Annotated in this window: 20 protein-coding genes; 5 read left to right on the top strand and 15 right to left on the bottom strand. The window is 64.5% G+C overall.

Features of this window, described 5'->3' with window-relative positions; genetic code table 11:
• Nucleotides 1-320: 320 nt before the first annotated feature.
• The 5 genes from aroQ to ACSBOX_RS03045 form a co-directional block, all read right to left on the bottom strand.
• Entirely contained in the window at nt 321-785 is a 465-nt protein-coding gene (gene aroQ / locus ACSBOX_RS03025; RefSeq protein ID WP_442544738.1) for a type II 3-dehydroquinate dehydratase, read from the bottom strand.
• 137 nt (nt 786-922) lie between these two features.
• Nucleotides 923-3112, bottom strand: a complete 2190-nt coding sequence (locus tag ACSBOX_RS03030) for an alpha-galactosidase (RefSeq protein WP_442544739.1) — start codon at nt 3110-3112, stop codon at nt 923-925.
• A 154-nt stretch (nt 3113-3266) separates the two neighbouring features.
• Entirely contained in the window at nt 3267-4619 is a 1353-nt protein-coding gene (locus ACSBOX_RS03035; RefSeq protein WP_442544740.1) for an ABC transporter substrate-binding protein, read from the bottom strand.
• A 77-nt stretch (nt 4620-4696) separates the two neighbouring features.
• Complete coding sequence (locus ACSBOX_RS03040) at nt 4697-5611, bottom strand: carbohydrate ABC transporter permease (RefSeq protein WP_442544741.1); 915 nt, start codon at nt 5609-5611, stop codon at nt 4697-4699.
• Between the two features lie 9 nt (nt 5612-5620).
• On the bottom strand, nt 5621-6592 hold the full coding sequence (locus tag ACSBOX_RS03045; protein WP_442544742.1) for a carbohydrate ABC transporter permease: 972 nt from the start codon (nt 6590-6592) through the stop codon (nt 5621-5623).
• A 227-nt stretch (nt 6593-6819) separates the two neighbouring features.
• Here ACSBOX_RS03045 and ACSBOX_RS03050 point away from each other — a divergent pair, with 227 nt between their 5' ends.
• Nucleotides 6820-8022 (top strand): Gfo/Idh/MocA family protein, encoded by a 1203-nt coding sequence (locus ACSBOX_RS03050; RefSeq protein ID WP_442544743.1) that lies wholly within the window; start codon nt 6820-6822, stop codon nt 8020-8022.
• 13 nt (nt 8023-8035) lie between these two features.
• On the top strand, nt 8036-9055 hold the full coding sequence (locus ACSBOX_RS03055; RefSeq protein ID WP_442544744.1) for a LacI family DNA-binding transcriptional regulator: 1020 nt from the start codon (nt 8036-8038) through the stop codon (nt 9053-9055).
• An 88-nt stretch (nt 9056-9143) separates the two neighbouring features.
• Here ACSBOX_RS03055 and ACSBOX_RS03060 read toward each other — a convergent pair whose 3' ends face one another.
• The 6 genes from ACSBOX_RS03060 to acs form a co-directional block, all read right to left on the bottom strand.
• Nucleotides 9144-9923 (bottom strand): DeoR/GlpR family DNA-binding transcription regulator, encoded by a 780-nt coding sequence (locus tag ACSBOX_RS03060; RefSeq protein ID WP_442544745.1) that lies wholly within the window; start codon nt 9921-9923, stop codon nt 9144-9146.
• Nucleotides 9924-9952: 29 nt separating this feature from the next.
• Nucleotides 9953-12013 carry a beta-galactosidase gene (locus ACSBOX_RS03065; RefSeq protein WP_442544746.1) on the bottom strand — a complete coding sequence of 687 codons (2061 nt, stop codon included), beginning with the start codon at nt 12011-12013 and terminating at the stop codon, nt 9953-9955.
• Nucleotides 12014-12018: 5 nt separating this feature from the next.
• Entirely contained in the window at nt 12019-12930 is a 912-nt protein-coding gene (locus ACSBOX_RS03070; RefSeq protein ID WP_442544747.1) for a carbohydrate ABC transporter permease, read from the bottom strand.
• A complete protein-coding gene (locus tag ACSBOX_RS03075) occupies nt 12927-13931 on the bottom strand; it encodes a carbohydrate ABC transporter permease (protein WP_442544748.1) in 1005 nt (334 codons plus the stop codon). The genes ACSBOX_RS03070 and ACSBOX_RS03075 overlap by 4 nt, the downstream gene beginning before the upstream one ends.
• Nucleotides 13932-13945: 14 nt before the next feature.
• Nucleotides 13946-15262, bottom strand: a complete 1317-nt coding sequence (locus tag ACSBOX_RS03080) for an ABC transporter substrate-binding protein (RefSeq protein WP_442544749.1) — start codon at nt 15260-15262, stop codon at nt 13946-13948.
• Between the two features lie 195 nt (nt 15263-15457).
• The gene (gene acs / locus ACSBOX_RS03085; protein ID WP_442544750.1) at nt 15458-17494 is read right to left on the bottom strand and encodes an acetate--CoA ligase; all 2037 of its coding nucleotides are present in this window, start codon (nt 17492-17494) and stop codon (nt 15458-15460) included.
• Between the two features lie 427 nt (nt 17495-17921).
• On the opposite strand from acs, the gene ACSBOX_RS03090 reads away from it, so the two are divergent.
• Genes ACSBOX_RS03090 through ACSBOX_RS03100 form a run of 3 tightly spaced genes read left to right on the top strand, consistent with a single transcriptional unit; the run spans nt 17922 to nt 20583 of the window.
• A complete protein-coding gene (locus ACSBOX_RS03090; protein WP_442544751.1) occupies nt 17922-19103 on the top strand; it encodes a hypothetical protein in 1182 nt (393 codons plus the stop codon).
• 11 nt (nt 19104-19114) lie between these two features.
• Nucleotides 19115-19906, top strand: coding sequence for an endonuclease III (gene nth, locus ACSBOX_RS03095; protein WP_442544752.1), 792 nt, complete (start codon nt 19115-19117; stop codon nt 19904-19906).
• Nucleotides 19903-20583 (top strand): NUDIX hydrolase, encoded by a 681-nt coding sequence (locus ACSBOX_RS03100; RefSeq protein WP_442544753.1) that lies wholly within the window; start codon nt 19903-19905, stop codon nt 20581-20583. The genes nth and ACSBOX_RS03100 overlap by 4 nt, the downstream gene beginning before the upstream one ends.
• 58 nt (nt 20584-20641) lie before the next feature.
• Here the strand turns inward: ACSBOX_RS03100 and ACSBOX_RS03105 are convergent, their stop codons facing one another.
• The 4 genes from ACSBOX_RS03105 to ACSBOX_RS03120 all read right to left on the bottom strand — a co-directional run bounded on the left by ACSBOX_RS03105 (nt 20642) and on the right by ACSBOX_RS03120 (nt 23640).
• The gene (locus ACSBOX_RS03105; protein WP_442544754.1) at nt 20642-20842 is read right to left on the bottom strand and encodes a YegP family protein; all 201 of its coding nucleotides are present in this window, start codon (nt 20840-20842) and stop codon (nt 20642-20644) included.
• A 193-nt stretch (nt 20843-21035) separates the two neighbouring features.
• The gene (locus ACSBOX_RS03110; RefSeq protein WP_442544755.1) at nt 21036-21362 is read right to left on the bottom strand and encodes a CHAD domain-containing protein; all 327 of its coding nucleotides are present in this window, start codon (nt 21360-21362) and stop codon (nt 21036-21038) included.
• On the bottom strand, nt 21260-21901 hold the full coding sequence (locus tag ACSBOX_RS03115) for a CHAD domain-containing protein (protein WP_442544756.1): 642 nt from the start codon (nt 21899-21901) through the stop codon (nt 21260-21262). The genes ACSBOX_RS03110 and ACSBOX_RS03115 overlap by 103 nt, the downstream gene beginning before the upstream one ends.
• A gap of 44 nt (nt 21902-21945) precedes the next feature.
• Nucleotides 21946-23640 carry a bifunctional 3'-5' exonuclease/DNA polymerase gene (locus ACSBOX_RS03120; protein ID WP_442544757.1) on the bottom strand — a complete coding sequence of 565 codons (1695 nt, stop codon included), beginning with the start codon at nt 23638-23640 and terminating at the stop codon, nt 21946-21948.
• Nucleotides 23641-23730: the final 90 nt, after the last annotated feature.

Consider the following 23730-nt stretch of genomic DNA (forward strand, 5'->3'; position numbering starts at 1 on the left):
TAAGAGTGGGCATGTCCCCGGATGTGGGGCGGACATGTCCAGCCTTGGGCTTGAAGAATGAGCATGTCCCGAAGGAAAGGCGCACACAGGCGCCTCCAGGCAACGCTGCTCAGTCCAAGGAACAGCCCCGCTCAGTCCGAGGAACTAGACCGCGGTGTCCCGGGGACATGCTCTGCGCTTGATTTGAGCATTGGACATATTGCGTTTATGTCCAGTGCTGGCCGCTAAGAGTGGGCATGTCCCCGGATGTGGGGCGGACATGTCCAGCTTTGGGCTTGAGAGTGGGCATGTCCCCACGGGACCGTGCTCAGTCCGAGGGGCTAGACCACAGTGGCGAGGTAGTCGATGGCTAGCTTGTAGCCCTGCACTCCTGCGCCGACGATCACCGCGGAGCACACCGGGGACAGGTAGGAGTGGTGCCGGAATTCCTCGCGCTGGTGCACGTTGGTGATGTGGACCTCGACGGCGGGAAGCTGAACTGCCGCAAGCGCGTCCCGCAGTGCCACGGAAGTGTGCGTGTACGCTCCCGCGTTGATGACGATCCCGACGGCGGTTCCGCGTGCGCCGTGGATGGCGTCCAAGAGGTCGCCCTCATGGTTGGACTGGACGCAGTCCACCGTGAAGCCGTTGGCCTCTGCGGCTGCCATGGCGAGCTGTTCGACGTCGGCCAGCGTGGAGGTGCCGTATTTTTCCGGCTCACGCGTGCCCAGCAAGTTCAGGTTGGGGCCGTTCAGGACGAGAATGGTGCCGCGACCGGCTTCGGTGGCGGTGGGAGCTTCAGTCATAACTCCCAATCTATAGGTGCGCCAAGCCTGCCTGGTGTTTCTTACGCCGCCGGGCTTACGCCGCCGGGCGCGCAACCCGGCTTACGCCGCCCGGCTGCGCCCCCTCCATAAGCAGCGTAAGAAACACCAAACAGCAACTACACAGCCGTAATCCGGAGCAGCAGCGCGTGTTCCGGATTCAGGACCGGCATGGGAAGCCCTACCTCAGCAAGGAAGCGGCCGCTCGCCTCAGCCCGGGACGGCAGCCATGCCGGCGGCTGCACCTGGGTGAACGTGCGGGCATAGTCGGCGTCGCCGGGGGCCGGGAAGATGGCCTGAACCCTGTAGGAACGCTCGGGATCGAGGCCCGGAATGGCCACGCGGCCAGGTTGTTCGGCAAACGACGTCCGGGTGCTGACGACGGCGAACAGCGCGGAGTCGCCGTCGTCGGAGACCACACCGTGCACCAACAGCGAGTCGTCCGGAACGTCCGCACGGACCATCCGCCCGCTGTGGACGAGCCCGCGGTGTTCCTTGTATAGGCCAATGAACCGCTTGAGTTCCTCGCGTTCGGCGCCTTGGACCTGCCGGACATCCCATTCCATCCCGAAATGCCCGAACATCGCAGTGATGGCGCGGTAGGAGAGATCGTGCGTCCGGGCCGTGGTGTGCGAGGTGGTGGGGCCGATGTGCCCGCCCACCAGTTCCGGTGGAACCACGACGCCGGTCCATCGCTGGATGGTCTGCCTCTCGAGGGCGTCGTTGCAGTCCGATCCCCAGATCCGGTCGGTCCGCTCAAGGATGCCGAGGTCCACCCGGGCACCGCCGGAAGAGCAGCTTTCGATTTCGACGCCGGGGTGGGCTTTGCGGAGCTCGTCGAAGAGCCGGTAGACGGCCAGGGTTTGCGCATGTACGGAGGCCCGGCCCGCATGGCCGTGCTCGCTGAGGTCCCGGTTCTGGTCCCATTTGAGGTACTTGATGTTGTTTTCCCCGAGAAGCGCGTCAATCCGGTCGAAGACGTATCGCCAGGCCGCCGGGTTGACGAGGTCGATGATGTGCTGGTGGCGCCATTCCAGGGGAAGCCGGCCGCCGTCCTTGTGGGACAGGGCCGCGGGGCCCACGATCCAGTCGGGGTGCGATCGTGCAACGTCGGAATCGAGGTTGATCATTTCCGGTTCCACCCAGAGCCCGAACTCCATGCCGTGCGAATTCACGGCCTCGATGAGCGGCGTCAGGCCATCTGGCCAAAGGGTTTCGTCGACGTACCAGTCGCCTAGGCCGGCGTGGTCGTCGCGGCGCCCGCGGAACCAGCCGTCGTCGAGCACGAAGCGCTCCACGCCCAGTTCCGCCGCGGACTCGGCGAGCTCCATCAGTGTGTCCAGCCGGTGGTCGAAGTACACGGCCTCCCAGGTGTTCAGGACCACGGGCCGGGCCTTGCCCGATGGGAGTCCCGTGGATGCCGCGGGAAGGACATGATGCGGGCGGGACCGGAACCAGCTGTAGAAAGCTTCGCTGATGCCGTCCAGTCCGCGGTCCGAGTAGGCGGCAAATAGTGCGGGCGTGGTGTAGCTTTCGCCGGGCTGGAGCACTATTTCTGCCGGGCCCAGGAGTTCGGAACCGCCGATCATGGTGCGGCCATCGGCCACGGTGTCCGCGAATTGTTCATGGTTGCCGCTCCACGCCAAGTGCGTGGCCCAGACCTTCCCGTGGCGGTTCCCGAATCCTGCCGTACCCGCCGCGAAAAGCAGCGAGGAATCGTGCCCGGTGCGGCCGTGGCGTCCGGTGCGTACCCACGTCCCTTGTTGGACGGGCCGGCGCTGCGGGTGCCGTTCGCGGCACCAGCGCCCGGTGAGGTCCAGGAGTTCGACGGCGTCCGGCCCAACCGGGAGGACGGTGGCCAGTTCGTCGAGCTGGAACGGGGACGTGCCGTCGTTGACGGCGGTGTGGCGCAGCTCGAGAAGGCCGCCCGGGTGAAGGGTGAGGGCGGATGTCACGGTGATTCCGGCGTCGGGATCCTTCTGGACAATCGTGGCAGAGGCGACGGCGGAGCTGTTGTCAGCCTGTACGTCCACCACGCGAAGCCGGAGCGAAAAGTCCAGTCCCGGGACGCCGTCGGCGATTCGCTGGCCGCGCAGGCCAGGGCGGCCCTGCCACGCTGAGGAACCTTGGGGGAGGAGCGCGGCCGGGACAGTCACGTCGATGGCGGAGTGGGGGATGGGTCCGCCCAGGATGGCGAGGTTGGGGAGCGTGCTGCCGAGATCGGCACCCCAGTGGATGACTTCGGCCTCTCCGTTATCGAAACTGAGCACCAGGCTTGTGCCGGCGGAACGGAGGTGGAGCGGGTCCATGGGCTGTTCACTTTCAGGGAGTCGTGAGGGAGTGGAGAGTCCGGACGCCGCCGTCAAAGGAGTGAAAGCGGCGGCGCCCGGACTGCTTGCGGGGCTGCGGCGTTGCTGATCAGGATAGCGGGAGCCCGGCCGCTGATGGGCTCCCGCCGGGAGACTATTTCGAGAAGAGGGCGTTGACTTGGTCGTTGGCAGCTGTGAGGGAGCTTGCTGGTGCCTTGCCCGCGATGACGGCGTCCATGGCGGGCTTCATGATGCCGGCGACCTTGGCCGCGTTGTCCGTGATGGGAAGCAGGAAGGTGGACTTGTCCTTCACGTGCTGGGTGAAGGCGGTGACGTCGATACCTTTTGCCTTGAAGGCTTCGGCGGCCTTGTCGGTGGAGGTCTTGATCGCGGGGAAGACCACGGCCTTGGCGGCTACGACGTCCTGGCAGGCAGAGGAGCCGAGGTACTCGACCCACTTGATGGAGGCGTCCTTCTTCTTGGTCCCGGCCCAGATGGAGTCGGCCAGGCCGTTGAACATGGAAGCGCTCTTGCCGTCGACTCCCGTGGGGGTGGGAGCGATGCCGAGGTCGATGCCCTTGTAACCCTTGTACTGGCCGATCATCCAGTCGCCGTTGGCGTTGATGGCAGCTTTGCCGGCGCCGAAGGCGTCCGGTGCGTTGGCGCCGACAGTGGTTTCGAGCTTGGGCATGAAGCCCTTCTGGGCAAGGGAAGCCCACCAGGCAATGGTGTCCTGGACGCGCTTGTCGTCGTAGTTGAAATGCGAGCCCCAAGGGGTCTTGTCCGTGGCGCTCCAGCCCGTGGTGGCCGAGAGGAAGCTCCATTGGGTCTGTCCGGCGTTTTCGGCGTCGGAGCCCGGCAGTCCGAGTCCGTACACCGCGACGTTGTTCTTGTCGAAGCCCGGTTCGTCGCCGCGCTTGCCGTTCTTGTCCACGGTGAGGTGGGCGATGGCCTTCTCGTAGCTTCCGCCGTCCTGCGGGTTCCAGGTCAGGGCGGCCATCTGCTCAGGCGAGAGGCCGGCATCGGCGGCCATCTTCTTGTTGTAGAAGAGGCCAACGGTGTCCCAGTCCTTCGGAAGGCCGTAACGCTTGCCATCCTGGCCCACCCAGAGGTCCGCAAGGCCTGCGTTGTACTGGGTGAGGTCCACCTTGTCGGTGGACACTGCGTCATCGAGCGCGACGAGCTGTTTGGTCTTGAGGAAGTCCGGGTACTTGGAAAGGTGGTCGGTGAAAACATCGGGGGCGGTGCCGGAGGCCATTCCGTTGGTGATCTTGCCCCAGTAGTCATCCCAGCCCGTCTGGGTGATCTTGACGGTGATATCCGGGTTGGTCTTGTGGAAGTCGTCTGCGCATTGCTGGTAGGCGGGAAGCTGGTTGGAGTCCCAGAGCCAGTAGCTGATCTCTCCCTTGGCGGAGTCGGCGCTGCTGGCTCCTCCGCTCCCGCAAGCGGAGAGGGCGAGGGTGGCCACGGCGGCCGCGGCGACGGCGCCGAGTACTTTCTTTTTCATGGTGGGTCCTTTCGGGTGGGGAAGGGCGGGCGCACGGCATGGGCCGGCCCCGGGTGGAGACGTGATGGCGGGAAGGATTACTTGGTGCCGCTGAAGCCGATCGAGTTGACGATCTTCTTGCCGAAGATCGAGAACAGGATGAGCACCGGAAGGGCGGAGACGAGGGTCGCGGCCATGAGGCCGGACCAGTCCGGGGCGCCTTGGGGCGACTGTGACTTGAAGACGCCCAGTCCCACCGTGAGCACTCGCGATTCCTCGGAGGTCCCGACCAAGAGGGGCCAGAAGTATTCGTTCCACTGGCCCATGAACGTGAGCAGGGCGAGTGTCGCGATGGGTGCGGCGGCATTGGGCATGACGATTTGGAAGAAGATCCGCCAGTGCTTCGCGCCGTCGAGCATCGCGGCTTCCTCCACCTCGCGGGACATGTTGAGGAAGAACTGCCGCATGAAGAAGATCGCGAACGGGGTCATGAACAGGTAGGGCAGGACCAATCCGAGCATCGAGTTGAGGAGGCCGAGGTTTTTCACGAGGAGGAAGTTCGGCAGTGCCGTGAAGATCGGCGGGACCAGCATGGTGCCGAGGAAAAGGGTGAAGACGCCGTCGCGGCCCTTCCAACGCAACCGTGCGAAGGCATAGGCGGCCATGGAGCTGAAGAATACGGCGCCCGCGGTGGTGATGCTTGAGAAGAGCAGGGAGTTCAACAGATATTGCCAAAAGTTGATGGACGCACCGGAGCCGCCCTCGGCAATGGCTTCGGAAGCGGTCTGGAGGCCGAAGACGCGTTTGAAGGCACCAAGGCTGAAATCGGCGGGGAGGAGGCTTGCCGAGTTGGACGCAAGCGATCCGTTGGTGGAGAAGGCCGTGCGGAGAACCCAGTAAAAGGGCAGCACGCTCACGGCAATGGCGATGGCAAGCAGCACCCAGGCGCTTGTGCGGCGCCAGTTGAATGGACGACGGCGGGTGGCTGCCTTGGGGGAGAAGAGGGTGGTCATGTTGTGTCCTTAGTCCAGGTCCGACTGGTTTCCGCGGAGGAACTTCATCTGGATGAAGGCCACGATTGCCAGGATGAGGAAGAGGATCACGGCGAGGGCCGAGCCATATCCGAAGTCTTGCTCGTTGAAGGCGCGCTGGTAGATGTAGTACTGCAGCACGCGGGTTGCGTTGACGGGACCGCCCTGGGTGGTGACGGCAACGGTGTCAAAGACCTGGAAGGAACCGATGACGGTCACCACGAGTACCAGGGCGAGAACGGGGCGCAGCAGCGGGAGGGTGATCCGCCAGAAGGTGCTGAACGCCTTGGACCCGTCGATGCTGGCGGCTTCGTACACGGTGTTGGGGATGGCTTGCAGGCCGGCGAAGATCAGCAGCGCCGTGTAACCCATATGCCGCCAGGTGTTGATGAGCGCCTGCGTGGGGATGGCCCATTCCTCACTGCCGAAGAAGGCTACGCGGGGCAGTCCGAACCACTCGATGAACTGGTTCACGATGCCGATCTGGTAGTCGAGCATCCAGAACCATAGAAGCGCGGCGATGACGTTCGCCATGAGGTACGGAAGCAGGAGCGCCCCGCGGATGAGCGTTGACTTGGCGACCCGGTGCATGAGGATTGCGAGGCCGAGGGCCAGGAGCGTCTGGAGCACGATATTGATGACGACGTATTCCGACGTGACCCCAAGGGCATTCCAGAAGAGAGGGTCCTTTGCGATCTGTTGGTAGTTCTTGACGCCGATCCATTCGGGGTCTCCGAGGATGCTGTACTCGGTGAAGCTCAGGTAGATGCCGCGGATGGTCGGCACCAGGTAGAAGAGCAGGAAGCCGAGCATCGCGGGAGCAATGAACAGGAGCGCGATCTTGAGGTCCCCGATGCCGCGGAAGCCTGCAGCGGGCTTTCCCCTTTTACGCGGTTTTCGTGATTTCCGCGACCGTCCGGCAGCCGAGAGCTCCGGATCAGGATGTTTGGTGAGGGTGGTCATCTTCGACCCTTCTTGAGTGTGACATGGCTAACATCTGCCCTGAATCTACACGAGTAGATCTGAAAGGGTCAAGCAAGTCTGTGAAGTTTTGTTCGAATATTTTGGATTTATTGCGTTTTGTTGACTCGAGTAGATCCCAGTGATTCACTGGCCTGAGTCACTCGTCGAGCCTCTCCCGGTGCGGCGCGGGCATTCTGAAGCCACCTACATGAATCGAAGGGCTAACAATGACGTTTTCAATGGGAGTAGTAGGCCTTGGCCAGTTCGGCAGCCAATTTGCCCACCTCTTCAAGCTCCACCCCGGGGTTTCCGCGGTCTACGCAGTGGACGAACTCCCCGAACGGGCGTCGAAAGCTGTTGAACAGCTGGGGCTGGACGGCACCATGGGTAGTTTCGACGAATTGCTGGCCTCCGACGTCGACGCCGTCGCCATCTTCACTCAGCGCTGGACGCACGGGCCATTGGTGATCAAGGCGCTGCGCGCCGGAAAGCACGTCTATTCGGCCGTTCCCATGGCAATCTCCGAGGACCAGATCGCCGGAATCATCGAAGCCGTGCGTGAGACCAAGCTTGTTTACGCCATGGGAGAGACCAGCTTCTACAACCCGGCCACCGTCTATGCCCGCAATCAGCATGCCGCCGGCAAGTTCGGCCGCATCTTCTACACCGAAGGCGACTACGTCCACGACATGGACCTGGGCTTCTACGAGGCCTACCAGTACAGCGGGGGCGAAAACTGGAAAGCAACCGCCAGCTACCCGCCCATGCTGTACCCCACCCACGCGATCGGCGGCGTACTGGGCGCCATACCGGGACACGCCGTGAGCGTCAGCTGCATCGGCGTCAAAGACGATCGCGGCGACGGCGTCTTCGACAAGGACGTCAGCATGTTCGACAACGACTTCTCCAACGCCACGGCGCTTTTCGAAATGAACGACGGCGGCGCGATGCGCACCAACGAGATGCGCCGCGTGGGCTACCCCTCGCATATCCGCGAATCGCGCTTCCGCTTCTTCGGCACCGAGGCGAGCTTCGAGCAGCTGGCCACCACCACGTTGTGGCAGGACAAGGAGGGGATCGTTGACGTCTCCGAGCAAGTGGAGACCAAACCGAGCATGTCTCCCGATGACCCCTCGTTGGCGGACGTCGCCCCCGAACTTCGCGGCGCTTTCATCTCCGGCCTCGCTCCGGTGCACGACGCCGGCAGGCTGCCCGTTGAATTCGAGGGAGCTCCGAACGGGCACGAAGGCAGCCATCAGTTCCTGGTGGACGACTTTGTCACGGCCGTGAACAAGCGAAGCCTTCCGCCTGTCAACGCGTGGGTGGCGGCCCGCTACACTCTCCCCGGCGTCGTGGCGCACGAATCGGCGCTCCGCGGCGGCGAACGGCTCCCCATCCGCGATTTCGGGGATGCTCCGGAGGCTTTGTAGCTAGCATGATCCAATGACTACTTCGGCAGTGCACACCCCGCGCGGACCGGTGACCCGCAAAGACGTGGCCCGGTACGCCGGGGTGAGCACCGCCGTCGTGAGCTATGTGGTGAACGGCGGCCCCAAGAAGGTGGCGCCCGCGACGGAAGCGAAAGTCCAGGAGGCCATCCGGATCCTGGGATACCGGCCTAATGCCGCGGCACGCGCGCTCAAAATGGGGTCCAGCCAAACCCTGGGCCTCGTGATCCCGGATTCCAGCAACCCGTTCTGGGCGCTGCTGGGACACGCCGTGGAAGTAGCTGCCGCCGGGCGCGGATATGCCTTGTTGCTGACGAATTCCGACAACCAGCTGGACTCCGAACGCCGGCACATCCGCAACCTCGCCGCCCGGCAGGTTGATGGAGTGGTCCTGGCCAGCGTCATGTTCGAACCCGACTTCGTGGAGCTTGTTGACGCGGAAATCCCCTCGGTCCTGCTGAACCATGCCTCGATCGCCCCTGGATTCAATAGCGTAGGCGTGGACCTTGAAGCCGGAGCCCGCCTGGCCGTGGAACATTTGATCGGCCACGGCCACACCAACATCGGACTCGCCATGGGGATCACGGCCGACGACGAGGCCGACGGGCGCGAGCAGGGTTGGCGGCGGGCGCTCGAAGCTGCCGGACTCCCTGCCGGGCCGCTGGCCCGTGGCGGGTTCGACCGCCCCGGGGGCTACGCTGCAGGACAACTCCTCCTGGCCGCGGACAAACGTCCGACGGCGATCTTCGCCAGCTCCGATATGCAGGCAATCGGGCTCCTGCGGGCAATCCGCGAGGCCGGCTTGTCCGCTCCCGACGATATTGCCGTAGCGTCCTTCGACGGTTCGGTCGAGGCCGAGTACAGCTGGCCGGCGCTGACCACCGTGGAGCAGCCGGTATGGGACATGGCGGAGGCCGCCGTGTCCGCGCTGGTCGGCGAGAACCGCAACGAACCGCCGCAGCACAGGGTCTTCCCCACGCAGTTGCGCATCCGGCAATCGTGCGGGTGCCCGTAGCGCGTTCCCAGCCCAACTAGCTCGCATTTGTTGTCGTTTTGAGGGCTCATAACGACAACAAATGCGAGTCAGTTGGGTCTCACACGGGCTAGGGTGCGGCGATCCTGAGCTTCCCCACGCCGTCGGCGAGGATGCGCCGGGCATCCTCGCCGAGCTGCGAGTCCGTCACGAGCACGTCGGCATCCTCCAGCTGGGCGATCGAAGCGATGCCCACCGTCCCCCACTTGCTGTGGTCCGCCAGGACAACCACGTTGCGGGCCGCACTGATGAACGCCCGGTTGGTTTCGGCTTCCTGCAGGTTCGGCGTGGTGAATCCGGCGTCCGCATCCATGCCGTGGACGCCCAGGAACAGGGTGTCCAGGTGCAATTGCTTCAGGGCGGCCGTAGCGATGGGGCCCACCAAAGCGTCCGACGGCGTGCGCTCGCCGCCGGTCACGATGACCGGGAAGCCCTCCCGGGAACCCGAGGCGTTGTGGAAGAGATCCGCAATCCTGATGGAGTTCGTCACCACCGTGATCCGCGGGCCTTCCAGCAGTACCTTGGCGAGCTCGTAGGTGGTGGTTCCGGCGCTCAGGCCCACGGCCATGCCCTCATGGACCAAGGTGGCCGCCTCGACGGCGATCGCGTGCTTCTCCTCGATCAACTGGGTGGATTTCAGCTCGAAGCCGGGTTCATGCGTCCGGGCATCGCCAGGTATCTTGGCCCCGCCGTGGATGCGCTCGACGAGTCCGGACTCCCCCAGCGACTCGATGTCGCGCCGAACGGTCATGGCCGAGACGCCCAGCAGTTGCGCGAGATCCGAGACGCGGACAACCCGTTCGCGCTGGACGGCGTCGACAATGGCGGTGTGGCGGGCTGCCTGAAGCATCGGAGCCTTTCTGGAGGGACGGCGGGTGGCTAGGCGGGAGTGGCGACGACGGCGACGCCTCCGGCAGTAAGGTTCAGCGTACCCCCGGCGACGATAACGGTCCCGCTCAGGAGTTCGACGCCGTCGAGCCGCACTTGCGCGTCCTGCGCACTGTGGTTGATGACGAAGGTCCAGTCCTTGGTGCCGTTGCTCCTGCGGACGATTTCCACGTCTTCAGGAGGCCGGACGCCCAGGACCGGCTCCACCCCTGCGTCCGAGCAGAGGAGCTGGACCAGTTCTGCCAGCCCCTCGGGGCCCAGGCTCGTGGCCACGTAGTACGCGGCACCGCGTCCGGTGGATCCCGCCCGCCGGGTCACCGCCGGAGAACCGTCGACGCCGGACCCGCCCGTGCGCGCGCCGCCGTCGAACGTAGCAAGAACCTCCGCCCCGGTTGCCTTCCCCAGCTCGCTCCAGACTGTCCCGGCGCCGAAGCGGCTCAAGCCCACGGCATCGCCCGAGCGCAGGGGGAAGAATTCCTCCATGCTCACGCCCAGCAGCTCGGAGAAGGCCCCCGGATAACCGCCGCCGTTCACCGGGTCCATCCGGATGTGGTCGTTCTCGTCAACGATCCCGGAGAAATAGGTGATCACGAGGGTTCCGCCGGCTTCGACATACTCGTGGAGCTTCGCGGCGGCCTCGTCCGTGACGAGGTACAGCATGGGCGCGATCACCAATTTGTAGCCGGAAAGGTCGTCGGTGCTTTGCCGGATGTCGGTGGTGACTCCTGCCCGGTAGAGGGCGTCGTGCCAGCGCCGCGTTTCCGGGAGGTTCCGGGCGTCCTCGCTGGGGTGCGAGTCCAACTCGGTGCCCCAGCGGGCGTCGGTGTCGTGGATGATGCAGGCGTCGGCCTGGACCGTGGATCCGGCCACTTCCGAAATGCTCTCGAGCGCACGGCCGAGCTCCACCACTTCGCGCCACACTTTGCTGTCGCGGCCGGCATGCGGGACCAGTCCGGAATGGTACTTTTCGGCCCCCGCGCGGGAGGCTCGCCACTGGAAGAACAAGACGCCATCGGTTCCGCGGGCCACGTGCTGCAGTGAGTTGCGCAGCATTTCTCCCGGGGCCTTGGCCACATTGCGGGGTTGCCAGTTGACGGCCGAGGTGGAGTGTTCCATCAGGAGCCAGGGTTTGCCCTGCGCCCAGCCGCGGGTGAGGTCCGCCGTCATGGCCAGGTCCTGGAAGTTCCGTTCGTCGGCAGCAATCAGGTAGTGGTCATTGGACACGACATCCATGTGGCCGGACCAGCGCCAGTAATCGACAGGAGCGTTCAGGCCCATGTTGAAGCCCATGAAATTGGTGGTCACGGGGTGCTTCGAATGCGCCCTGATGATGTCTGCCTCTGCGATGAAGCATTCAAGAAGGGCGTCGGAGGAGAACCTCGCGAAATCCAGTTGCTGCGTGGGGTTCACCCACGTTCCCGAGCGGCGCGGAGGCAGGATCTCGGCCCAGTCGTAGTAATGCTGGGACCAGAAGGCCGTGCCCCAGGCCTCATTGAGCGCGTCCAGGCTCCCGTACCTGGCCTGCAGCCATTCCTGGAAGCCACGCTCCGCGTGGGGGCCGAAATCCGGCTGGTTGTGGCAGCCGTACTCGTTGTGGACATGCCACATCACGACGGCGGGGTGCCCCGCGTAACGCTCGACGATCGCCGTCGTCAGGGCTGCTGCCGCCCTGCGATAGTCGGGTGAGCAGGCCGCGAACGCTTGACGCGAACCGTAACTTTGCCGCACGCCGTCGGCGTCCACCGGGAGTGAATCGGGGTACTTGCGGCTGAACCACGGCGGGGGAGATGCGCTCGCGTTCGCGAGATCCACGCTGATCCCGTTGCTGTGGAGCAGGTCCAGGATCCTGTCCAGCCAACCGAATTCGTACCGGCCTTCTTCGGGCTCCAGGAGGGCCCAACTGAAGATGCCCACACTGACCAGGTTCACCCCCGCTTCCTTCATGAGGGAGACGTCGTGTTTCCAGACTTCTTCGGGCCATTGTTCGGGGTTGTAGTCGCCGCCGAACGCGATGCGGCCGCCCAGCTTGTCGACGATGTAGTCCATTGCCATGCGTTTTATCCTTTGCTGGAACCGAGCGTGAGACCGGCCACGAATTGGCGCTGCAGCACGAGGTAGATGATCAGGGTGGGTATCACGGTGATGGTGGCGCCGGCGGCGAGCAGGTTGTAGTTGCTGAGGAACTCGCCCTGCAGGTTATTGATGGCAGTGGTGATCGGCAGCCGGTTTCCGCTTTGGATGAAGAGCAACGGCCAGAAGAAGTCGTTGTAGATGAAGATGACTTCCAGGGTTCCCAGCGCCGCGAGTGCGGGGCGGCACAGCGGCAGGATGATGTTCCAGTACTGCCTCCAGATCCCGGCGCCGTCCACCAGGGCGGCCTCCGTCAGGTCGGACGAGAGGGCCTTCATGTAGTTGGACAGCACGAAAGTGCAGAAACCGATCTGGAACGCCGTGTCCACGGCTATCACCGAGATGTAGGTGTTGAGCAGGTTGCCGGAATCGCTGAAGGAGTAGGGCAGCGTGACATGTTTGAACATCTCGAACAACGGAGCCGCAAGGACCTGCGGGGGCAGCAGGTTGCCGGCAGTGAACATGATCAGGAGGGTGACGTTGAACTTCCAGCTCACCCGGGAGACGGCGAATGCCATCATCGAGGCGAAGAACAAGGTCAGGAGCACCGAGGGGACGGTGATGATCACCGAGTTCAGGAGGTACTTCGAGAATCCGCCTTGGGTCCATGCCGTGATGAAGTTGTCGAAATTGAAGGTGCCACCAAGGCTGAAGTAGCCGTATTTGTCCGTATCCGCCTTGGGACGCAAGGCCGTGAACAAGGACCAACCCAGCGGGATCAGCCACATGATTGCCATGACGGTCAGGAAGATATGGGTCCCGTAGTGGCGCTTGCCGGAATTCCGGTTTGTGCCTGCGGCGGCTGTCGTGCGCGGGATGGGGTTGGCGAGGGTGCTCATGCCTTGCTCTCCTTGCCGAAGGTGCGGATGAGGTAGAAGACGATGGGGATCAGCGAGATGACCAGGAGAATCACCGCGAGGGACGAGCCGACGCCGATCACTTGGCCTTCGCCGATCAGGTTCTGGATCACCAGGGCGCTGATCAGTTCAAGGCCGTTGGTCCCTCGGTTGATCACGTACACAATGTCGAAGGCACGGAGCGACTCGATGATCGTGATCACCACGATCACGATGTTCACGGGACGCATTGCCGGGAAGACGATGCGGAAGAACGTCTGTGCCGCATTGGCGCCGTCGATCGACGCCGCTTCCCGCAGCGAGGGGTCCACGCCCTTGAGCCCGGCCAAATACAGGATCATCACGTAGCCCGCGTGACGCCAGGTTGCCGCAATCAGGGCCGCCCAGATATTGACGTTGGAATCGCCGAACCAGTCCACGGCCTGCGGTGTGCCCGCCGTGCCCAGGAGGTAGTTCAGGAGTCCGCTGTCCCGGTTGTAGAACAGCTGCCAGATGATGCCGATGAGGGCCAGGGACAACATGACGGGCGTGAAGAAGATGCTTTGGTAGATCTTGCTGCCGCGGATCTTCTGGTCCAGGAGCACGGCCAGCAGCAGGCCGAGGGGTGTCGCGATCAGGGCCAGGAAGACGAGCCACAGGACGTTGTGTTGGATCGCGGGCCAGAACGGGGGATAGTCCTGGACTACGTAGCGGTAGTTGTCGGCTCCCGCGGCCTTGATGTCCTTCAGGTCCAGGCCGTTCCAGCGGGTGAAGCTCAACGCAATGGAGAAGAGCGTGGGCAGCCAGACCAGGAGGAGTTGGATCAGGGTAGGCAGGCCCACCATGATCGCGAGGATGAATTTGTCACGGCGGGTGAGGCGGCGGACTTTGCCCGCTTTGCCGGTCCGCCTGCCGGAGCCGGGCTGGCTCTTGCCGGCCATGGTTCGCCCGGCCGCGCCGGGCTCGCTGTCCGGGGCGGCCGGTTTCTCGGCGGTAGTACTCATGGGGATTCCTTCAGCTACTGGGCTGCGTAAAGGGTCTTGGCCTGCGCTTCAAGGTTCTTGACGTCCACGGTGCCGTCCTTGATGAAGGACTGGAGCGCGGGAATCATCACGTTGTTGGCCATGGCAGGGAGGGCGTCCCGGTCCAGGAACTGGCTGATGTACTTGGCATTGGCGATGGTGTCCGCGCACTTTTTGTTCAGCGGGGTGAACTTTGACGTGTCGGCGCCCTTGACGGTGGCGATGTTGGAGCCGTCCACGGCTGAGTAGGCGTTCTGGCCTTCGGCGGATCCCATGAACGCCAGGAAGTCGTGCGCCGCTTTGTTGTCGCCGCCCTTCTTGGAGAGGAGCAGCCCGTCGATGGGGGCTTCGACGGCGTCGGTGCCTTCCATGGCGATTTCCGGGAACGGGAAGAAATCGATGTCCGCGAGCACGGCGGGATCCGTGAATTGCTGGGTCACGAAGGAGCCCAACAGGTACATGCCGGTCTTCTTGGCTTCGAGGGCCTTGGCCGCATCCTGCCACGTCTGGCCGAGGGCAGCGGGGTCTTGGAACGGCAGGAGGGCCTTCCACGTGTCGAAGACGTCGCTGACCTTTTTCTGGTCCCAGCTTTCCTTGTGGGCGGTCAGGTCCACGTGGAATTGGTAGCCATTGAGGCGCATGTTGATGTAGTCGAAGGTGCCCATGGCCGGCCAGCCGTCTTTGTCCGCGAAGCCGATGGGGATGATGCCGTCGGCTTTCATCTTGGTGGCCAAGGTCTTCAGCTCATCGAACGTCTTGGGGACTGCGTAGCCCTTTTCCGCCCAGAAGCTCTTCCGGTAGAAGAAGCCCCACGGGTAGTTGTAGTTGGGGACGAGGTACATTTTGCCGTCGGGCCCGGTGGAGGCCTTCTTCATGGCGTCCGAGAAGTTGCTGCCGATTGTTGCCCATACGTCGTCCACGGGAGCAAGGAGGCCCTTGCCTGCGTAGTACTGCATGCGGTAGCCGGCGAACCAGGTGAAGGAATCGTCGGGGCTGCCCTGCAGGTAGGAGTTGATCTTGTTCTGGAAGTCGTTGTGCGGGACGACGTTGGTGGCAACGGTGATGCCGGACTTCTTGGTGAATGCATCGGTGACGGCTTTGTAGGCGGCCTTGGGAACATCGTCGGAAGAGCCCGAGCCGAAGGTCAGGCTGTTCGAGGAGGCTCCTGGAGCTGGGCCGGATCCGCCGGTGCAAGCGGCCAGCAGCGGAATGCCGGCGAGACCGGCAGCACCGATACCGAGCGTTTTCAGGATGGTGCGGCGTCCAGGGCCGGCATTGTGGGCCGACTGGAACGGGTCAAGATTCGCTGCCATGTTCTCTCCCTTGAAAGCGTGGTGCTTGTGAGTTTTCTCACGTAGAACTCGACTATAACCGCTCAAAAGAGAACATGAAAGAACTAAATATAACATTCTTGCGACAGCGGGTTTTAAGACAAAAGTGGCGGTCCTCGTAAGAGAGGACCGCCGCTTTTACTTCGGGGCTCGGCGTCGGGTGGTTCGGCGCAGCACCTACTTCTTCAGGGATTCCGCGATCTGGGTCATGATCGTCGGATCGGAGAGGGTGGTGGCGTCGCCGACTTCGCGGCCTTCCGCGACGTCCTTGAGGAGGCGGCGCATGATCTTCCCGGACCGGGTTTTGGGCAGCTCGGGAACCACCAGGATGTGCCGGGGTTTGGCGATGGGGCCGATTTCCTTGCCCACATGGTTGCGCAGCTCGGCGACGGTGGAGTCGCCGTCGTTGACGGCGTCCCCACGCAAGATCACGAACGCAACCACCGCCTGGCCGGTGGTTTCGTCGGAGGCTCCTACGACGGCGGCTTCCGCGACCCAGGGGTGGGACACGAGCGCGGATTCGATTTCGGTGGTGGAGAGCCGGTGTCCGGAGACGTTCATGACGTCATCCACCCGGCCCAGGAGCCACACGTCGCCGTCGTCGTCCTTCTTGGCCCCGTCGCCGGCGAAGTACATGCCCTCGAAGCGGGACCAGTAGGTGTCCTTGAACCGTTCCGGATCGCCCCAGATGCCGCGCAGCATCGCGGGCCACGGTTCGCGGACCACGAGGTAGCCGCCGTGCCCGTCGGGCACGGACTCGCCGGCCTCGTCCACGACGTCGATAGCGATGCCCGGCAGCGGGACCTGCGCGGAGCCCGGCTTGGTCGCCGTGACCCCGGGCAGGGGTGCGATCATCTGGGCGCCGGTCTCGGTCTGCCACCAGGTGTCCACGATCGGGGCCGGGTGTTCCTTCTTTTCGCCGTTCTTGCCGGCGTTGCCGCCGATGACGTCCCGGTACCACATCCAGGCCTCGGGGTTGATGGGCTCACCCACCGAGCCCAGGACCCGGATCGAGGACAGATCGTACTTGCCCGGGATGTCCCGGCCCCACTTCATGAACGTCCGGATCGCCGTGGGGGCGGTGTAGAGGATGGAGACCTTGTACTTCTCCACGATTTCCCACCAGCGGCCCTGGTGCGGGGAATCCGGGGTGCCTTCGTACATGACCTGGGTGGCGCCGTTGACCAGCGGTGCGTAGGCGACGTACGAGTGGCCGGTGACCCATCCGACGTCGGCGGTGCACCAGAACACATCCGTCTCGGGGTGCAGGTCGAAGACCGCCTTGTGCGTGTACGCGGTCTGGGTGAGGTAGCCGCCGGTGGTGTGCAGGATGCCCTTGGGCTTGCCCGTGGTCCCGGAGGTGTACAGGATGAACAGCGGGTGTTCGGCGTCATGCCCAACGGCGGTGTGGTCGCCGGAGGCGCCGCCGACCGTATCCTCCCACCACTGGTCCCTGCCCTCGTGCCAGTCCACCGGCTCGCCGTTGCGCTTGACCACCACGACGTTCCGGACCGAGTGTCCTTCTTTGGCGAGGGCCTGGTCCACGGCGGGCTTGAGCGGGCTGGGCTTGCCGCGCCGGTACGTGCCGTCGGCGGTGACCACGAGCTTGGCCTCGGCGTCATCGATCCTGGAGCGCAGGGCATCGGCGGAGAAGCCGCCGAACACCACCGAATGCACGGCCCCGATCCGGGCACAGGCCAGCATCGTGATCACGGCTTCGGGGATCATGGGCAGGTACACGGCCACCCGGTCACCCTTGGCCACCCCGAGGGATTCGAAGGCGTTGGCGGCCTTCTTCACCTCGTCGGTGAGCTGGGCGTAGGTGTAGGAGCGGGTGTCGCCCGGTTCGCCTTCAAAATGAATGGCCACCCGGTCCCCGAGGCCGTTCTCGACGTGCCGGTCGAGGGCGTTGTACGCGGCGTTGACCTGTCCGCCGACGAACCACTTCGCGAAGGGCGGGTTGGACCAGTCCAGGGCCTGGGTGAAGTCCGTGTCCCAGTCCAGAAGTTCACGGGCCTGCTTGGCCCAGAACGCGGGACGGTCCGCGTACGCTTCCTCATAGACTCCGGCCCCGACTACCGCGTTCGCGGCGAACTCAGGGGTGGGCGCGAACTTCCGGTTTTCGTGGAGAAGGTTTTCGAGGGCATCGCCGTTGCCTGCCTCGTCGGATCCGGTTGCAGCGGTGGTCGTCGATCCATTGGCGTCCTGGGACATGTGAACCTCTTCATTCATCGATCTCTGCCGCGCGGGTGTCCCGTGGCGAGGCCGCCCCCATCGCGCCAAAAGTGCACGGCGTTGGGCTGCGGCGCCTCACGGGATTCCGCAAAGAGCTTTTCCGGAACCCACCTTAGCGTTTTGAGGCGACAACAAGTGTCTACGGTCACATTCTGGACCGTGCGCGGCAGTGAATCCGCGCCGAACGGCGCCGAAGGCTCCAGGCCGGGCTCCCAATGCGGGGCAATATTACGGTGCGGCATCCCTGCCTCCGCGCCCGCGCCAACTAGTGGACTGTCAGACGGGTGGCATAGGCTGAAGAAGTCTCGAGACGCGAAAACTTGCCGCCCGGTCCGGCCCGGAAAATACCGGGTGCAGCCTTGCGCGGCAGCGTCCGGAACACCGCCGTACTAAGGAGATTTTGCACATGAACCAGACGAGCCAAGGTCCGAAAAACGGCGCGCAAGCGCCCGGATCGGCCCCTGAAGCAGCAGCTGGATCCGGGGCGCCAGCGCCCGGCAGCTTGACCTCCCCGAAGTACCAGGCCGTCCTGGGTCCGTTCACTATCCGGGACGTGACCGTTTTCGGTTCCGCCTTGCTGATGTTTGTGGGGTCCCTCCTGCCGATGTTTGGCGGGCGCTACAACCTCTGGAACTTGAACAACCTTTTCTTCCTGGCTCTGGGCATCCTTCTTCCCCTCGTTGTTGCCGCTTTGTTCGTTGCCCGGCGCCTGCAGCCGAGGAACGTTGTGCGCATCGGTTCCCTTTCCACTGACCAGTTCGCTTCCGTCGTGGCCTCGTTCGCCCTGACCCTGTTCTTCTTGTCCGCAGCGGGCGCGTTCACCGTGTTCGTGCTCGTAGGACTCATCGGCTCGGTGGGTCTTTTGGCTGCGACGGTCCTGGCTCCCCATTTGCCGCTCCTCCGCGACGACTTCAAGGACCGGGCCGAGCAGCCCGCCCACGTTGTGGCCCGCGAATCGGCCATTCCAACGCGCAAGCCTGCCGTGCCGAAGCCGGCCAAGCCTGAACCGGCCAAGCCCGAACCGGTACCTGCCGGCCTGGCACCCGTTGAGGTCCCGGCTGCACCCGCCGCTGCGCCCGCCGAACCCGCCGCCACCGAGGCCGCCGCCGTCGTACGTCCTGAACCCGCCCCCACCGAGGCCGCCGCCGTCGTACGCCCCGAACCCGCCGAGCCTGCAGTGGCCGACGGCGGGCGGGTTCCGCAGGCGTCTGCGCCCGAGGAACCCAAGCACATGCCCGCTGCCACCATGGCGACGCCGATTGTCGGCGGCGCGGATATGGGAGCCGGGGCTGCCACCCAGCACGTCGGCAGGGTCGATCAACCCCGCGTGCACCAGACCATCGGCGCCACCGTTGATCCGGCCGCGCGAAGGGACGAATCCGAACACGACGCCGGTTACGAGGCATTCTGGTTCGCCGTGGCCCATCCCCGCGTCGTTGTCGACGAGCACACAGGAATCCCGGCCTTCACCATCGAACCGGGCGCGTGGGTATTGGCCCTCGAAGACCGCGGCCAGGAATTCCTCGTTCAGGATACTGACGGCAAAGTGGGCGTCTTGCGCGATCTCAGCCACATCGAACGCGGCTAGCCAGGCCGGCCGTGGACACCGTCGTCGAAACCCCGCTGGCTTTGAAGCGGCGTGCGCGCAAAATCAACAAGGCGCTTGCTGAGATCTATCCCTACGCCCACGCTGAACTTGATTTCCGGAACCCATTCGAGCTGGTCGTGGCTACGGTGCTGTCCGCCCAGACCACCGATGTGCTGGTCAACCAGGTAACGAAGATCCTGTTCGCGCGCTATCCGGACGCCCGCAGCATGGCCGAGGCCGAGATAGCCGAGTTGGAGGCGATCCTGCAGCCCACGGGTTTCTTCCGTGCCAAGGCGAAGAACGTCCTGGCGCTCAGCACACGCTTGGTGGACGAGTTCGACGGCGAGGTTCCCGGACGGCTCGAAGATCTGGTGACGCTTCCCGGCGTCGGTCGCAAAACGGCGAACGTGGTGCTCGGCAACGCCTTCGGCGTTCCGGGAATCACTGTGGACACGCATTTCGGCAGGCTGGCACGCAGGTTTGGCTGGACGACGTCCGAGGACCCGGTGAAGATCGAGTTCGATGTCGCGGAGCTGTTCGAGCCCAGGGACTGGACCATGCTGTCCCACCGCGTCGTTTTCCATGGCCGGAGGGTTTGCCATGCCCGCCGGCCCGCATGCGGAGCGTGCGCGGTGGCCAATTGGTGCCCGAGTTACGGCGAAGGCGAAAAGGACCCCGTCAAAGCCGCCAAGTTGCTCAGGTACGAACTGGCCCCGGGCAACGAAGCGCTTCTCGCGAAGCTGCTTGCGGAGACGCATCGCGCGGCGGAGATTCGGATGGAATCGCAAAGGAGACCTGCATGACCGCGCTCGAGGATCTCGTCAGCCTGATCACCAGGATTGATTCCGGCCTCCATCCTGGCCCGGATCCGCGGATTGCAGCTGCAACTGTCGATCCGGACAAGGCGCGGAAAGCGGCCGTGCTCATGCTCTTCGGCGTCCTGGACGACGTCCCCGCCCAATCCGGGAAACCCGTGGCCCCCGCGGATCTGGACGTGTTGCTTCTGGAACGCGCCCACACCCTGGACGACCATCCGGGACAGGTGGCGTTCCCGGGCGGAAGCATCGATCCCGGCGATGAGTCGGCGGTGGCTGCGGCCCTCAGGGAAGCGGTGGAGGAGACCGGACTGGACAGCGGAGGCGTGCGGGTGCTCGGCGTCATGCCGGAACTCGGCCTGATACGCAGCAATTTTGTGGTCACCCCGGTCCTGGCGTGGTGGGCGTCGCCCTCGCCCGTCAGGGTGGTGGACTACGGCGAGTCCGCGCAAGTATTCCGTGTGCCGGTGCGCGATCTGCTCGATCCCGACAACCGATTCACTGGCACGCTGACGAGGCTCGGCAGGACCTTCTCGAGCCCGGTGTTCCAAGTCAACGGACTCGTGGTCTGGGGATTCACCGGGATGGTGCTCAGCGGCCTGTTCGACGCCTTGGGCTGGACTGTTCCGTGGGACACGGAGCGGCTGCTCGAAATCGAGATTTAGCGCGCCGAGCCGGTGGGCCGCTGTGTGCAACCGCCATTAACGCGCGCCGCGGTCCTTGCTATGCGGCGCGTCGGGCTGTTTTGGAGTGATCCACCACGATGCCCGTGGCGGCATTCTCCCGCACGGCGTTGATGCCGGCCACTACGGCCTTCAGGTGTTTGAACCGCGGCGATTCCGCCACCAGGGTTCCGTCGGCAGCCGTCAGCCGAAACTTATAGCCGTCCTCGCCGTCTTTGAGAATCTCGAATCGTCCAGCCATCGTTGCTGTTCCCCCTTGGATACTGCTTCGCACTGTGTGGCGCTCCTCACGTCGAACGCCACAAGATGAGACTATCCAGAAGAAAGGGGAGTGCTGAAGTTACTTTGGGGTACATTACTTGCCCGGGTCATGCCGGGTTCTTTTCCGCCATGTGACTCGCTTTCGGGCCTGCCTACGGTTACGGTTGCGGGCTTCAAAAGACCAGTGCGCGCCTCGGCGCCGGCACCGGATATTCGGCGATCGCCATGCGGAACTCTTCCTCTGCGTTGAGTCGCCGCCGGACCTCCATCGTTTCCAGCCTTTGGGCGTCTTCAGCGTCAATTCCGGGGTTTTTTGCCAGTTCCCTGATCCATTCGCCGGCCACGACCGCGTCATGCTGCTCGCCCAACAACCGCTGCAGGCCGATCGCGGGCTGGATCACCCCTGAGGCGTGATGGCTGAAGGCGCCCGCGACTGCCTCCAGCGAGTAGCGGAGGCACTTGACGTCCTTGCGCGCCTGGTGGAGTGCTGCGTTGCGCACCTGCGGGTCGCTGTGCTGCCCGCCTGCTCCGCGAGGCTCTGCTGCAACCGCTCCCACCGGGCCTGGAGGCGCTCCGCGAGGTCCGCCGTCGGGTGCTTGTATTCCCTTGCGGTCGGCACTTCCAACAGCGCCGCCCGTGCGGCCCTCACGGTGCGTTTGCTGCGCTTGTGCCCGCCAAGGGAAGCAGCCAGCCGCGCGCTGGACGCTTCCAGTTCCTCCACGGCCAGGCGCACGGTCTCGGGGCTTTTCCACGAGTCCTTTGTGTCCAAGGACAGCCGTATTCTCTGTGCCAGGACATAGGCATCCCTGGACTCGCCGAGCGAGGTTGCGAGCCAACTGACTTCCCCGCGGGCCGTCCGGGGGAGACCCGGGATCATGCCGCGATAGCAGCTGAGCACTGAACGGAGGCGGCGAAGGGCAAGCCTGGCGTTGTGTACGGCCTCCGGGTCGGCCGCTGCGATCAGCGGCAATTGTCCTTCCAGTTCTGTCAGTTGGAAGGCGATGTATGCAGCCAGCGGTGCTTGGCCTTTGTGTCCCACGGGGCAATCGTCCTCTGCTGTTGCGCCGGGGGCAATAGCGCCGATTACTTCGCTTTGTCGTAGGAATCGACGACGGCGACACTCACCGGAAATTCGACCGGAACCCGCCCGAACAGCAGTTCCTTCGCGGCGGCCGCGGCCTCTTCGATGGCATTGATGCAGGCTTCCACCGACTCCGTAGGCGCGTGGACCATGACCTCGTCGTGCAGGAAGAACACCAGTTCCCCGGCGGGCAGGCCGCCGGCACGTGCGGTGCGCAGCCGCCGTCGAAGTTCGGCAAGCCAGCAGGACGCCCAGTCCGCTGCGGAGCCTTGCACTACGAAGTTCCGCGTGAAACGTCCCCGGGAGCGGGCGATACTGTCCGCGCGGCGCTGCTCTTCCGCCGTCGTGGATTGCTGGCTGCGGATCCAGCGTTCCGAAGGCGGCGGGCTGCTGCGTCCCAACCTTGAGGTCACGGTGCGGCCGCCTTCGCCGTCGCGGGCCGCCTGCTCGACGAAGCCGACTGCCCGGGGATACGTCCGGGTGAGCTGTGGCATGAGGCGTCCGGATTCGCCCGTGGTAGCGCCGTAAATTGCACCGAGCAGGGCGATCTTGGCCTTGGAGCGGTCACCACCGAAACCCTGCGCGGCGATGCCGGCGTACAAGTCCTTGTCCCGTGCGGCCTCGGCCATCTTCGAGTCCTGTGCCAGCGCCACCAGAACCCGTGGTTCGAGCTGGGAGGCGTCCGCGACGATCAATTTGTGCCCGGGATCGGCATGCACCGCGCCCCGGATCTGGCGGGGGATCTGCAACGCGCCGCCGCCCCTGGACGCCCAACGACCGGAAACCACGCCTCCCACGACGTACTCGGGACGGAACCGCCCTTCGCTCACCCACGCGTCCAGCCACGACCAGCCGTTGGCAGCGAACAGGCGGGAGAGCTTCTTGTACTCCAGCAGTGGCTCGATGGCCGGATGCTTCGATTCCTTGAGCTCCCACTGGCGGGTGGTTTTCACTTCGATGCCGTTCCGGTGCAGGGCACGCATGAGGTCTTGAGGTGAATCCGGGTTCAACTTGGGAGACTGGAGAATTTCGCGAAGCTCGTTGCAGAGAGCTTCAAGCCTGGCTGGCCGGTGTCCGGCGGGTGGCCGGGGACCCAGGTGCCCTTCCAGGATTTCTTCGTGCAGCGTCTCCTGCCACGGCACGCCCGTGAACTGCATTTCCGCGGCGATCATGGCACCGGCGGATTCCGCGGCCAGCAGCAGTTTCAGCCGGTGTTGCCGGCCTTCTTCCTTGGAAGCCTGCCCGAGTGCCTGTTGCTGGGCGGCGAATTCGGCCCGGACCTCGTTCAGGCTTGGCTGGGTGCTGCGCGGGACCAGGTCGTCGAACAGCGCGTCCTGATCGGCGGACGGCGGGGGCGGCTGGAGGACGCGCGGCGGAACCGGCATTTCGTCGTCTTGCGTGAGCTTTTCCGCGCTGCGGGCGTAGTCCGTGTGGGCCGTGAACTCGGAATGGACCAAGATGGCGCGGCAGAGCGTGAGGTCGTGGCAGCGCTCCAGTTCCACCCCGGCCTGGAGCATCGCCGGGTACCAATCCTGGGTCCGGTTCCAGACCCAGCGCGGACGGCCCTTCTCCAACACGCTGACGACGTCGGCCAGATCGGCCTTTCGTACGACGCGCGGCTCTGTGACGGCTACTCCGGCCGCATCGCTTTCCTGAATGGCTGCGCCGTCTGGATGGGCGGCGAGCAACAGGTACATGCTGACAATTCTGCCTTGTGATTCCGTGGAACCTTGCACTTTGCGGACAGCTGCCGTCCGCAATACTTCTGTCCGGGGTGGGGCCGTCCG

The sequence above is a fragment of the Arthrobacter sp. KN11-1C genome (assembly GCF_052180225.1).
In the GTDB taxonomy this organism is placed as follows: Bacteria; Actinomycetota; Actinomycetes; order Actinomycetales; family Micrococcaceae; genus Arthrobacter.